The organism is Clostridium sp., assembly GCF_036646415.1.
Classification (GTDB): Bacteria; Bacillota; Clostridia; order Clostridiales; family Clostridiaceae; genus Clostridium_J.
In genome coordinates, this window is record NZ_JAVXMF010000005.1 from 46,833 (window position 1) to 61,263 (window position 14,431).

Genomic DNA, 14,431 nt, shown 5'->3' on the forward strand with positions numbered 1-14,431 from the left:
AATAACTTTCATTATTTACCTCAAGAACACATAATTGTACTATTTAGGCTGAACTATTAATTTAATAGCTGTTCTTTCTTCCCCATCAATTTGCACTTCAGTAAATGCCGGTATACACACCAAATCCACTCCACTAGGAGCTACAAATCCTCTTGCAATGGCTACAGCTTTAACAGCTTGATTTATTGCACCTGCACCTATAGCTTGAATTTCTGCTCCACCACTTTGTCTTAGAACTCCTGCTAATGCTCCTGCTACTGAATTTGGATTAGATTTTGCTGAAACTTTTAATACTTCCATTATAACCCTCCTACTACCGCTAAGTATTATTATTTAAATTCTTATAATACTATTTCTACATTTGAAAGAAAATTCCTTTTATTAAATATTGAAATTATTATACATTTCAAACAATTTATTTTTTTATAATAAAAGCCTCCTATAAATAGGAGGCTTAACCTTTTAATTACTTCATTTTACTTTGCATATTCTACTGCTCTTGTTTCTCTGATAACATTAACCTTTATTTGGCCTGGATATTCAAGTTCATCTTCTATCTTCTTAACAATATCCCTAGCTACTTCAACGGCTCCTGCATCATCAATATCATCTGGTTTAATCATAATTCTGATTTCTCTTCCGGCTTGAATCGCATATGACTTTTCTACGCACTCATAAGAATTCGCAATTTCTTCTAATTTTTCTAATCTCTTAATATAAGTCTCTAATGTCTCTCTTCTTGCACCTGGCCTAGCTGCCGATATAGCATCTGCTGCTTGAACAAGTATAGCTTCTAAAGATTCATACTCAACATCCCCGTGGTGGGCTGCAATAGCATTTACCACTATTGGAGATTCATGACATTTTTTCGCTATTTCTGCACCAATAAGCGCATGTGGTCCTTCAACTTCATGGTCTACCGCTTTTCCGATATCATGTAATAGTCCACATCTTTTCGCAAGTGTTGGATCAATTCCAAGTTCTGATGCCATAAGTCCTGCTAAGTAAGAAACTTCTATAGAATGCTTTAGAACATTTTGCCCATAACTAGTTCTATATTTCAATCTTCCTAAAAGCCTGATTGTTTCTACATGTAATCCATGTATACCCGTTTCAAAGGTGGCTTGTTCGCCCTCTTCTCTTATGTCATTTTCCACATCTTTTTTCGCTTTTTCAACCATTTCTTCGATTCTTGCTGGATGTATTCTTCCATCCACTATTAGTTTTTCCAAGGCAATTTTTGCTACCTCTCTTCTAATAGGATCAAATGCTGAAAGAATAACAGCTTCTGGAGTATCATCAATAATTAAGTCTACTCCTGTTAACGTTTCAAGAGCTCTGATATTTCTACCTTCGCGTCCTATAATTCTTCCCTTCATTTCATCATTAGGAAGAGATACTACGTGTACTGTAGATTCAGCTACATGATCTGCTGCACATCTTTGTATAGCATATGTTATTATTTCCCTTGCCTTTTTATCAGCCTCTTCTTTTGCTTTAGATTCAATTTCTTTAATCATCATTGCAGTTTCGTGTTTAATTTCTCTTTTAACCTCTTCTAATAACACTTGTTTAGCTTCATCTGAGGTTAGTCCTGCAACTTTTTGTAATTCTTTTCTTACACTGTTATACAATTCTTGTATACCTGACTCTAAATTTTCTACTTCTTGTTGCTTTTGTGATAGCATTTCTTCTTTTTTCTCTATACCCAAAGTTTTCTTATCTAAAGTTTCTTCTTTTTGAAGAATTCTTCTTTCTAATCGTTGAACTTCACTTCTTCTTTCTCTTGATTCTTTTTCAAAATCCGATCTTAATCTATGAACTTCCTCTTTAGCTTCTAGAATAGCTTCTTTTCTTTTAGATTCAGCATCTTTTTGTGCATCCTCCATAATTTTTTTAGCTTCTTCTTCAGACTTTGATACATTGGCCAAAGATATATTTTTCTTTGTATAAATTAAAACAAAAATACCCACTAAACAAAGGATTAAAGCAACCGCAATAATCAAAATAATTTGACTTGGTTCAGCCATTTTACAACACCTCCCTTACTTATTTTATGACATTTATTCGCAGTAAAATGAAGGCGTGAAAAGGTACATATTATATTCAATTCTCAATCATTATATTAAACCAGTATTTGTATTCATTTTATATTACTTTAACATCATTGTCAAGTTTATTACTAAATACTACAAATTTCCTTTTTGTCATTAAATTTGAAATATGATACATGTATTCCATTAACTTCCTCAGGCTTTTTCACCTTCTAATATTACCTTATTTTACACTTATAGCTACCTAAATCCATTAACTTTTCCTATTCATATTTTAAGTGTTAATTCATAAAAAAAAATAGATAAAACCCTACTTTTAGAAGAAGTTTTATCTATTTATATGAAAATATTAAATATAAAAAGTTATCTACTTATTATCCTTTGATTCTTTAGTAGTTGCGTCTTCCTTTTGTATGGAAATTGGAAGAGAATACTTTTCTCTTATTTTATTTTCTATTTCATTTATTATTTCTTTATTTTCTTTAAAGAAGTTTTTAGCATTTTCTCTACCTTGACCTAACCTTACATCACCATAAGCAAACCAAGCTCCACTTTTTTGTACTATTTCTTCTTTAACTGCAATATCTAAAATATCCCCCTCTTTCGATATCCCTTCTCCGTACATGATATCAAATTCAGCTTGTTTAAATGGAGGTGCAACCTTATTTTTAGTTATTTTCACTCTAGTTCTATTTCCTAAGAATACGTCTCCCTGTTTAATTGTATCAATCTTTCTTACATCCATTCTTACTGAAGCATAGAATTTAAGAGCTCTTCCACCAGGAGTAGTCTCTGGATTTCCAAACATAATTCCAACTTTTTCTCTTAATTGATTTATAAATATTGTAGAACAGTTTGATTTATTTATAGACCCTGTAAGCTTTCTAAGCGCTTGTGACATAAGTCTTGCTTGAAGACCTACATGTGAATCACCCATCTCACCTTCTATTTCAGCCTTAGGAACTAGTGCTGCTACGGAGTCAATAACAATTATATCTACCGCTCCCGATCTTACTAGTGCCTCAGTTATCTCAAGTCCTTGTTCTCCAGTATCTGGTTGAGATACTATTAAATTATCTATATCTACACCTAAAGCTCTTGCATATATTGGATCTAGTGCATGCTCTGCATCTATATACGCTGCACATCCACCTTGCTTTTGAGCCTCGGCTACTACATGTAATGCAACTGTACTCTTACCTGATGATTCCGGTCCGTAGATTTCAACTATCCTACCTCTTGGAACTCCACCTATACCAAGTCCAATGTCTAGCCCTAAGCATCCTGTAGAAATACAATCAATACTTAGCTTACTATCCTCCCCTAACTTCATTACTGAACCTTTACCAAATTGTTTTTCTATTTGACTCATAGCGGCATCTAGCGCTTTTAACTTATCATTATTCATAATTCCCCTTAAGGGTTCACATCCTTCCACTCCGAACAACCGTTCTTATGATTTTATTATATATTATTTGATTTAATTGGTCAAGTGTTATAATAAGGAGTTCCCGTAAATTTCTTTTCTAGGAACTCCTTACCATCTTTAACATAATTATTTATTTTTAAACATTACTCATTGATATTTATAACATTTTTCCCTTTTACAAAATAATCAATTCCCGATATCACTGTAATAATAGCAGCTATATATACACTAATATTAGTAATAACATTCAACCACGGTGCATTATATATAGGCAATAGTAGTCCCATAATTATAGCTATCATTTGAATAACAGTTTTTAGTTTTCCCCAATTGCTTGCAGCTATTACAACACCTTGAGATGCAGCCAATGTTCTTAGTCCCGAAACTATAAATTCTCTAGAAATAATCACCACTACTACCCATGCTGGAATTATGCCTTTCTCTACAAGAAGTATTAATGCACAAGTTACCAAAAGCTTATCTGCTAGAGGATCCATAAACTTTCCGAAGTTAGTTATCTGATTTTTGCTTCTTGCTATATATCCATCTAACTTATCTGTTATTGAAGCTACTATAAATATTATTAAAGCTACTATATTTGCTTCAACTGTATTATACATAGAACAGATTAAAAATACTGGAACTAATATCATTCTTAGTACTGTAAGTTTATTTGCAAGATTCATTCTTAAACATCTCCCACTATCATTTTTTTACTATTGTGTATCCCATATAGAAAGCATATTACGCCATTAATCATGTAATTAAACCTCTAACTATTATTTGGTTTGTTATACTACTTAATAAATTTTCCTATCAAGTCATATTCTAATGCATCTGTTATTTCAACTGTAATAAAACTTCCTATACTTATATTATCATATTTAACATAAATTTCACCATCAATTTCTGGTGCCATTTCGTAACTTCTTCCACAATAAGTACCTTTTTCTTTGCTTTCAACTAATATATCATAGATTTTCCCTATTTTTCTTTTATTTATTTCAGTGGATATACTTTGTTGCGCTATCATTATTGTATCACGTCTTTGTTCTTTAACTTCATCATCTATTTGATTTTCCATCTCTGCTGCTACAGTTCCCTCTTCCTGAGAATAAGTAAATACACCTAACTTATCAAACTTAGTATCTTTTACAAACTCTAGCAACTCCAAGAAGTTTTCTTCTGTTTCTCCTGGAAATCCTACAATAAGTGTTGTTCTTATGGTTATGTTCGGTACTGCATCCCTAAGTTTCTTTATGTTATCAACTATTACCTTTTTTCTACCTTTTCTTCTCATAGCTTTTAATACATCATCACTTATATGTTGCACAGGTATATCTATATATTTACACACCTTATCATTGATAGCTATTTCATTAATAACTTCATCTGTTAACTCTTCTGCATAACAATAAAGAAGTCTTATCCACTTTATGCTTTTAATTTTCCCTAATTCTCTTAGCAGTATATGTAAGGTCTTTTCTCCATATATATCTACTCCATAATTAGTTGTATCTTGAGCTACTATAATTAATTCTTTATATCCATTTAAAGCAAGCTCCTTAGCTTCCTTTAGAATATCTTCCATATCTCTACTTCTATATTTACCTCTTATCTTAGGTATGGCACAGTATGCACATATGTTGTTGCACCCTTCAGATATCCTTAAATATGCAGTAGTACCACCTGTAGTAACTTCTCTTTTACCGATATTTATATTAGTATCACTATAGCTAGTTATGCAACTCTTCTCGCCACATTCTAAAGATTTTTCAATGCATTGATGCAGTTTATCATAATCATTTACACCCAGTATTATGTCAAGCTCAGGTATAAGATCTAACAAATCACTTCCATATCTTTGAGTTAAACATCCTGTAGCTATTAATACTTTACACTTACCTTTTTTATATTTTGACATTTCAAGTATAGTATCTATAGACTCTTGCTTAGAAGTTTCTATAAACCCACAAGTATTTATAAGTAATATATCTGCATGATTTTCATCATTAACAACTTCATACTTTCTTTTTAAGCTATCTATTATTATTTCTGAATCTATTCTATTTTTATCGCACCCTAAATTTATTACACCAAACTTTAATTTTTCCACTAAATTATCCTCCTATGTTTTATGAGTAACCATCTATTACTCATTACTCTTCTGTAAATTTACTATTGTAGTACTTAATTATATCATTATTATCTAGTTAAATCCTCTCTTCCAAGGACTTGTCTTGGCTTGCTTCCATTTCTAGCTGATATGATTCCTTCTGCTTCCATTTCATCTATAATTCTAGCCGCTCTATTATAACCTATTTTAAGTCGTCTCTGCAACAATGATGTAGAAGCTTGCCCCGTTTCTAACACAATTTGTATAGCCTCATCTATAAGTTCATCACAGTCATCACTACCTTTTGACTTACTTACACTATTTTCTATCTCGTCAATAATTTCTTTTTTGTACTCAATTTCTTTAGATCCATTACGAACAAATTCAACAACAGTTTCAACTTCTTCCTCAGAAACAAATGCACCTTGAATTCTTATGGGTTTTGATTCTCCTACTGGATAATATAGCATATCACCTTTTCCTAATAGCTTTTCTGCTCCAGATGAATCTAAAATTGTTCTTGAGTCTATTTGACTTGAAACTGCAAAGGATATTCTTGATGGTATATTAGCTTTAATTACTCCTGTAATTACATCTACAGATGGCCTTTGCGTCGCTATTACAAGGTGCATTCCAGCAGCTCTTGCCATTTGTGCAAGTCTACCTATATACTCTTCTACTTCATTTGCACATACCATCATTAAATCGGCAAGCTCATCTATTATTATTACTATCCAAGGAAGTTTTTCATCTATTATGCCCTTATCTGCAAAGTCATTATAACCTTCTATATTTCTCACGTTGTTATCTGCAAATAACTTGTATCTCCTAGTCATTTCATTAACTGCCCAGTTTAAAGCTCCTGCAGCTTTTTTAGGGTCTGTTACCACTGGTATTAATAGATGAGGTATACCATTATAAATATTAAGTTCTACCACCTTTGGATCTATCAAAAGCAGTTTAACCTCTTGTGGTGTGTATTTGTACAATAAACTTATTAATAAAGTATTTATACATACACTTTTACCTGATCCTGTTGCTCCTGCGATTAATAAGTGAGGCATCTTAGTTAAATCTCCAACTACACAGTTCCCTGCAATGTCTTTCCCTAGTGAAAATGACAAGTTTTTCTTACTAGCTGTAAACTCTTCACTTTCTATTACCTCTCTTAAGAACACCGCGGATAATTCTTTGTTTGGAACTTCTATTCCTACCGCTGCCTTGCCTGGTATTGGTGCTTCAATTCTTACTCCTGAAGCAGCTAAATTTAATGCTATATCATCAGCTAAGTTTACTATCTTACTAACCTTTACTCCTACATGTGGTTGAAGTTCAAACCTTGTAACTGAAGGACCTTTTGTTACTTGTATTACCTTAGCTTCAACTCCAAAGCTACCTAATGTTTCTTGTAATTTATTTGCACTATTAAGTAAATCCTTCTTGTCTCCAATCTTTGAAATGTTGTTATTATTTTTATGAAGTAACTCTGGACTAGGATGTTCATAAGTATATATTTTATTACTATTCCCAACTGGAATGTCAATATTGATTATATCCTTATGCCCTTTAGAATCCCTGCCAATTTGCCTATTCTCTACCACTTCATTACTATTGGATTTTTTACCTTCTTCATCTTCATCTAGTTTCATAAAGTCAATTATTTTGATTTTCGATTCTTCTTTTTGAATACTCTCCTTATAAATCTCATCAGCGGAAACAAGTTTAGAAGGCTCCTCCATTATAATATTAGTTTCATCCTTACTGTTAACTTTAGACTTACCATTTATCTTTTCAAATGTGAATAATTCTTTTATTGTAATATTATTAATTAATACTAAAGATATTATATATAGTGCTAAAAAAACTACATAACTTCCTACTTTACCAAGAAGCAAATATAGAGGTACTGTGAAAATCAATGATACAATACCACCATTAACTATAGACGAACTTTTAAATTGTGTTATCACTGCCCTACCCATATATCCTCTTTCATAATACATAGGTAATGTGACCATTTCTAAAAATAGCATAGTTATAATTAAAAACATTATAAGTCCTACGGTTCTTTTATTTCTCTTAAAATATTTATCTGATTTTATATAATTAATTCCCATAAATAAAAGAATAAATGGTAAAGCGTATGCACCTATACCAAATAACCCTATAAAAATTCTATTAAAAAATACTCCCATGGATCCTGACAATGATGTTGGATCTGAAAGTAGTCCAGATAATAAAGATAAAAATATCAATACTCCTAATGTTATAAGTATAATCCCTTTAAAATCAAATATTTTTTCTCTTCTTTCAACTTTAGATTTATTAATTGAGTCTTTACTACTATTAGGCTTTTTTTTAGTAGTTTTTTTCTTTTTTAAAGGTTCTTTGCTTCTTGTCATTCCATCTCCTCCAATTGTTCTTTACCCTATGAAAATAATTCCATTTAGCCCATCACTGTATATTGTACATTGAAATCACCCTAAATTTCAAATTATTTTTTATTTATTTTAATTATCTCCACTCTTCCAGCTAATCAGACCTATATATTTTAAAAAATCTTCTTAATTTGTGTAGGAACTTGAAGACCCTATACAATAAAAAACTGTGAACACAAAATACATGTTCACAGTTTACATATAATATTAAACTATTATTTATTTCCCTTTTAGTTTTTAATTTCTTCCACATACGTTTCTTCTATTAGCTCTTCTAATTTATCTAGAGCTTCTCTAATACCACCAATCTCATCAATGAGACCACATTCTACTGCCTGTTCTCCTATTAATATTGTTCCAATATCATTTAAGAGTTCATCAGTTTGGCTCATTAACTTTCTAAAATTTTCTGCATCTATTTTTGATGTTCTAACCACAAACTCCACAATTCGCTCTTGCATTTTTTTAAAATACTCAAAGGTTTGAGATACCCCAATGACAAAGCCATTCATTCTTATTGGATGAACTATCATAGTAGCAGATGGAGTTATAAATGAATAATCTGATGAGGTTGCTAGTGGTACTCCAATTGAATGGCCTCCACCTATTACAATTGACACCGTTGGCTTACTAAGACTAGTAATCATTTCTGCAATAGCAAGTCCAGCCTCTACATCTCCACCTGCCGTATTTAATATAATAAGCACACCTTTTACATTTTTGTCTCTCTCTATAGCTATCAGCTGAGGAATAATCATTTCATACTTTGTAGACTTTGTTTGATTATTAGATATATTATGTCCCTCAATTTGACCAATTATTGGTATAACCTGTATTCTATCATCAGCTTTAGCTACAGACATCACACCTATTTCTTTAAGGTTTGCAACCTCTTTGCTTACGCTGTCAGAAATCTCCTCATTATTATCATCGTTTTCTTCATCTCTACTTATGATGATTTTCTCTTTACCATCCTTGTTTTTTTTCTTTTTATCTTCTCTTGCCATAAAATAACGCCTCCTAATCCACTTTATTTTGTGCATTAGAAGGCATTAATATACTATCCTAAATTAAATTCATTGTGTAGTAGATTTATAGCACACTTTACTTTGTCGCTTTCCACAAGACACCAAATAGTTGTATGGGAGTCAGCAGTTTGAAGCACATCTACATTGCCCTCTTCTAGTGCTTTTAGAATCCTAGACATTACCCCTGGAATTCCTCTCATTTTTGAACCAATTATTGATATCTTACTACAATTCTCTGTATACTCATATTTAATATCTAAATCCACTCCTATTTTTTTAAACTTCTCAAGATCATAATTGCTAATAGTAAATATCTGATCCTTTAAAAAGACACTTATTAAATCAATACTTATACCTTCCTCTGCTAAGGTTTTGAATATATCATTACAATGTTTTTTTGAATTATTACTAATTCTTATTTGAACCCTGTTTTCCATATGAGTTATTCCGGTGATGATTCTTTCATTATTTTCACCACAAGTAGAAATGGTAGTTCCATCACAATCACTTAATGTATTTTTTATAACTAATGGAATATTATATCTTCTAGAAATTTCAACTGCTCTAGGGTGTATTACTTTAGCGCCCTGATCTGCAAATTGGAACACTTCATCATAACTTATATTTTCAATTAATGATGCTTCTGAAACTATTCTTGGATCCGCAGTCATAATTCCATCTACATCAGTATATATCTGAACTTCCCGTGCTTTTAATGCAGCTCCTAATATAGCGCCTGTAACATCACTTCCACCTCTCCCAATGGTTGTAATACTTCCACCTGTGCTTATACCTTGAAATCCAGCTACTACTGGCACCTTACCATCCTCTAATACTTTTAATATACTTTTAGGATCCACATGAAGTATAGATGCATTATTAAAGTTATCATCAGTTTTTATTCCAGCTTCTCCACCCATTAATGGAACTGCCTCAATACCTTCTTTTAATAAATTATTGCACATTACAACGGTACTTAAAGTTTCTCCACAAGACATAAGTAAATCTAGCCCTCTAGGATTGTTCACTTTAAACTCTTCATCTACCAAAGAAAGTAGTGTATCTGTTGCATAAGGAGAACCATTTCTACCCATTGCTGATACTACTACTACTGTTTTATAACCTTTTTCTATTACACATTTTATTTTATTTACAACTAATCTTCTATTTTCATCACTAGATACTGATGTACCACCAAATTTTTGAACAACTATATCCATATTTACCTCCATGCTATATATGCGATTTCCTTAGTGTATCCCCATCAACATCAATAATTATAGTCTTAGATCCTATCTTCTTCACATAATCCCAAGAGACTTCTAGCATATCATTATTTTTAAAAAACATCTTACTAGACTTATTGTCTGCAAGTAATAATAGCTTAAGTTCACCATTCTCATCAACTACTATATCATTATTCCCAAGAATACTGTATTTATCTCCGTCATTAATATTTATAATCTCATATCTTTCCATCTCACTTAAATATCTATACTTTTCTTCCATACATATCACCTCATACATAATTTTATAAATTACTATGATTAATATGTTTAACATTTTATATTTATGAGTAAATAAGCAAAACTTAATATAATTATAATATACTTTATGAAAATATACACTAGTATGTTCTAACATTTTACAATATATAGATTTTTTTTAATTTAAGTAGAGTTAAATACTATTTTACTACACTTAAATAGTATATGATAAAAAAAATATTATATGACAAAAAAATAAAAAGGTAATTTACCTTTTTACTTTAACTTTTAGTTTATTCTTCTGTCTTAGTTTCTTCACTATCTTTTAATGCATCTTTTCTTGAAAGATTTACTCTTCCTTGACCATCAATTTCAGTTACTTTTACAAGTATTTCATCTCCGATAGATACTATATCTTCAACTTTATTAACTCTTTCGTTAGCTAATTTAGATATGTGTACTAAGCCTTCTTTTCCTGGTATTACTTCTACAAAAGCACCAAACGCCATAATCTTAGTAACTTTACCTAAGTATATTTCGCCAACTTCTACCTCTTTTGTAATGTCTTTAATTATTTGTAATGCTTTATTAGCACTTTCACTATCATTAGACATTATAACTATTTTACCATCATCGTTAGTATCAATTTTAACACCTGTATCAGCTATTATTTTCTTAATAGTCTTTCCACCAGGTCCTATAATATCTCTAATTTTATCTGGTTTTATATTTATAGCATACATTCTTGGAGCATATTCTGATAACTCAGCTCTTGGCTCTGATATACATTCATTCATTTTACCTAATATATGCATTCTTGCAGTTCTAGCATCTTCTATAGCTGTTCTTATGCAGTATTTAGATAATCCCTTGATTTTTGTATCAACTTGGATTGAAGTTATTCCCTTTTCAGTACCTGCTACTTTAAAGTCCATGTCTCCAAAGAAATCTTCAATTCCTTGAATATCTGTAATTACAGCTTCATCACTTAAATCTTCACTGGTTATTAGTCCCATTGCAATACCTGCAGCTGGTCTTTTTAGTGGAACCCCTGCATCAAGTAACGCTAAAGTACTTCCGCATACACTGGCTTGAGATGTAGATCCATTAGAACTTAAAACTTCCGAAACAAGTCTTATAGCATATGGAAAATCTTCTATGGAAGGTATTAATGGTTCTAAAGCTCTTTCAGCTAAAGCTCCATGACCAATTTCTCTTCTACCTGGTCCTCTAAGTGGTCTAACTTCTCCTACGCTATATGCAGGGAAGTTGTAGTGGTGCATGTATCTTTTGAAATCTTCTTCTCCAATACCATCGATGATTTGAACATCACCTAATGCTCCAAGAGTTGCAACTGTCATTACTTGAGTTAATCCTCTTGTAAATAATCCAGTACCATGAGTTCTTGGAAGTAATGACGTTTCACATTCTATGTTTCTAATTTCATTAAATGCTCTGCCATCTGGTCTTCTCTTATCTTGAAGTAGCATATTTCTTACTATTTCTTTTTGAATATTATATACAGTTTCACCTATATCGCTGCCCTTATCTGCATACTTTTCTGCAAATTCTTCACTTATCTTAGATTTGATTTCATCAACTCTAACATTTCTTACATCTTTATCAATGATGTACATAGCTTCTTTTAACATATCATAAGAAAAGTTTCTTATGTCAGACTCTAATTCTGCTTCTACTTTATATAAAAGTGGCTCTGGTTTTGTTTTTCCAAATTTAGCTCTTGCTTCTTCTTGGAATTCTATAATGCTTTGACATTCATTAAATCCAAAATCTATAGCTTCAATCATAGTTTCTTCTGGAATTTCTTCTCCGCCTGCTTCTATCATCATAACTCTATCTTTTGTTGCACATACAGTTAACTGCATAGAGCTTAATTCTCGCTCTTTAGATGTAGGATTCACAACGAATTTTCCATCAATTAATCCAACAGATACTGTAGCTACTGCATCTTTATATGGAATGCTAGATATAAGTAATGCTATTGAAGCAGCATTCATAGCTAGTATTTCTGGTGAATTATCTTGATCTACAGATACTACTGTACAAACAACTTGAACATCATTCCTGTATCCCTTTGGAAATAATGGTCTTATAGGTCTATCTATAGCTCTACAGTTAAGTATAGCCTTCTCAGATGGTCTTCCCTCTCTTTTAAGGAACCCTCCTGGAATTTTACCTACTGCATATAATCTCTCTTCATATTCTACACTTAATGGGAAAAAGTCTATTCCTTGTCTTGGTTTTTCTGACGCATTTACGTTTACAAGTATTACTGTTTCTCCATAGCTAATAAACATAGCACAATCAGATAACTTACCAATTTTACCTAGCTCTATTTTCATTTCTCTGCCGGCTACCGATGTAGTTAATATATTTGTCATTGTTTTTCCTCCCTTCGATTCTTAAAATATATATTTAAAATATTATTTTTTCTTATTTAATTAAAATAATAGAGCGGCTTTGCCGCTCTTAATTATTTTCTAATTCCTAATTTAGCAATTATAGTACGGTATCTTTCGATATCTTGCTTCTTTAAGTAGCCTAAAAGTCCTTTTCTTTGTCCAACCATCATTAAAAGACCTCTTCTAGAGTGGTGATCTTTTTTGTGAACTTTTAAGTGTTCAGTTAATTCCTTAATTCTTCCTGTTAATAATGCTATTTGCACCTCTGGAGAACCTGTATCTCCTTCTTGTCTTGCATATGTTTGCATTATTTCTTGTTTTTTTGCCTTATCCATTTGTATGCACCTCCAATAGTTAAATCGCCATATGCCATGTGTTCCGTTGGCATTCGGAATACCTAGCACAAGGTTCCTTTGAAATTATATCAAATTATATTTCTTTTGTAAATAGAAAAACTATTTTACTTTGAATTAATTGTAAAAAATTATCTACAATGGAAACTCATCTTCATATTGAGAGTAATTTTTATTACCTACATATGCCTTATCTCTCACTAACTGATTTTTTAATTCTTCAATATTAATAAACTTCTTTTCTTCTCTTATTTTCTCTATAAAATATAGTTTTATCTCTTCTCCATATATTACCCTATTAAAGTTCAATATATGAGTTTCTATACTTAATTTTTTTCCTTGTAGAGTAGGATTATATCCAACATTCGTTATCCCTCTATAAAAGGTACCGTTATATTCAACAACTGTACTATATACTCCACCTTTAGGAACTATAAATTTTTTATCGTAATTAAGATTCACAGTAGGAAAATCTATAGTTCTTCCAATCTGCTTACCCTTAATTATTCTACCACTTAACATAAATGGCCTATTTAAGAACTTATTTGCTTTTTCTATATTTCCCTCTTGAATATTATGTCTAATTGCAGAACTACTAGAAACTTCCCCATCAACTTTAACTGGTTTAACCACTAAAAGTTCATAATCTAAAATTTCACTGTATTTCTTTAAAAGATCCACATCTCCAAGATTCTTATATCCAAATCTATAATTAAATCCAACTACAATACCCTTTGCATTATAATGTTTTTTTAAATTTTCAATAAAGCTGTCTGGTGATATTGACATTAGTTCCTTATTAAACTCCATGAAGTTCAATATATTTACATTGAGTTTTTTGAACAAGCTACGTTTTTCCTTGTTACTCATTATAAGTTTTGGGCAAACATCTTTATTTATTACAGATAACGGATGATTTCTAAATGTACATACCATGATCTTTACTTCTTCTATGTTGTACTTCAGCTTAATTTCTTCTGCTAAATTTTTAGCATTATTAATTAAAGCTCTATGTCCGCTATGTATACCATCAAAACTTCCTAATACTATTATCGTTGGTGTTTTTATGGTTTTAGTAAAATTATCTCTAATAACCTTCATAA

12 protein-coding genes are annotated in these 14,431 nt (G+C 31.3%); all 12 read right to left on the bottom strand.

Translation table 11 applies throughout. From position 1 onward, the window contains the following. Positions 1-39: 39 nt before the first annotated feature. A complete protein-coding gene (locus RSD37_RS05160; RefSeq protein ID WP_346945638.1) occupies positions 40-300 on the bottom strand; it encodes a stage V sporulation protein S in 261 nt (86 codons plus the stop codon). A gap of 176 nt (positions 301-476) precedes the next feature. After that, positions 477-2,030, bottom strand: coding sequence for a ribonuclease Y (gene rny / locus RSD37_RS05165; RefSeq protein WP_346945639.1), 1,554 nt, complete (start codon positions 2,028-2,030; stop codon positions 477-479). 391 nt (positions 2,031-2,421) lie between these two features. Further along, entirely contained in the window at positions 2,422-3,462 is a 1,041-nt protein-coding gene (gene recA / locus RSD37_RS05170; protein ID WP_346945640.1) for a recombinase RecA, read from the bottom strand. A gap of 164 nt (positions 3,463-3,626) precedes the next feature. Continuing rightward, complete coding sequence (gene pgsA, locus RSD37_RS05175; protein ID WP_346945641.1) at positions 3,627-4,169, bottom strand: CDP-diacylglycerol--glycerol-3-phosphate 3-phosphatidyltransferase; 543 nt, start codon at positions 4,167-4,169, stop codon at positions 3,627-3,629. Positions 4,170-4,279: 110 nt separating this feature from the next. Beyond that, a complete protein-coding gene (gene rimO / locus RSD37_RS05180; RefSeq protein WP_346945642.1) occupies positions 4,280-5,599 on the bottom strand; it encodes a 30S ribosomal protein S12 methylthiotransferase RimO in 1,320 nt (439 codons plus the stop codon). Positions 5,600-5,688: 89 nt separating this feature from the next. Beyond that, positions 5,689-8,001 carry a DNA translocase FtsK 4TM domain-containing protein gene (locus RSD37_RS05185; RefSeq protein WP_346945643.1) on the bottom strand — a complete coding sequence of 771 codons (2,313 nt, stop codon included), beginning with the start codon at positions 7,999-8,001 and terminating at the stop codon, positions 5,689-5,691. A 266-nt stretch (positions 8,002-8,267) separates the two neighbouring features. After that, positions 8,268-9,044 carry an ATP-dependent Clp protease proteolytic subunit gene (locus RSD37_RS05190; RefSeq protein ID WP_346945644.1) on the bottom strand — a complete coding sequence of 259 codons (777 nt, stop codon included), beginning with the start codon at positions 9,042-9,044 and terminating at the stop codon, positions 8,268-8,270. Positions 9,045-9,097: 53 nt separating this feature from the next. Then, entirely contained in the window at positions 9,098-10,285 is a 1,188-nt protein-coding gene (gene dapG, locus RSD37_RS05195; RefSeq protein WP_346945645.1) for an aspartate kinase, read from the bottom strand. A gap of 13 nt (positions 10,286-10,298) precedes the next feature. After that, positions 10,299-10,574: a YlmC/YmxH family sporulation protein gene (locus RSD37_RS05200; RefSeq protein WP_346945646.1), complete on the bottom strand. Its 276-nt coding sequence runs from the start codon at positions 10,572-10,574 to the stop codon at positions 10,299-10,301. 271 nt (positions 10,575-10,845) lie between these two features. Further along, a complete protein-coding gene (locus tag RSD37_RS05205; protein ID WP_346945647.1) occupies positions 10,846-12,954 on the bottom strand; it encodes a polyribonucleotide nucleotidyltransferase in 2,109 nt (702 codons plus the stop codon). Between the two features lie 92 nt (positions 12,955-13,046). Beyond that, positions 13,047-13,310, bottom strand: a complete 264-nt coding sequence (gene rpsO, locus RSD37_RS05210; protein WP_346945648.1) for a 30S ribosomal protein S15 — start codon at positions 13,308-13,310, stop codon at positions 13,047-13,049. A gap of 153 nt (positions 13,311-13,463) precedes the next feature. Next, positions 13,464-14,429, bottom strand: a complete 966-nt coding sequence (locus tag RSD37_RS05215) for a bifunctional riboflavin kinase/FAD synthetase (RefSeq protein WP_346945649.1) — start codon at positions 14,427-14,429, stop codon at positions 13,464-13,466. Between the last annotated feature and the right edge of the window lie 2 nt (positions 14,430-14,431).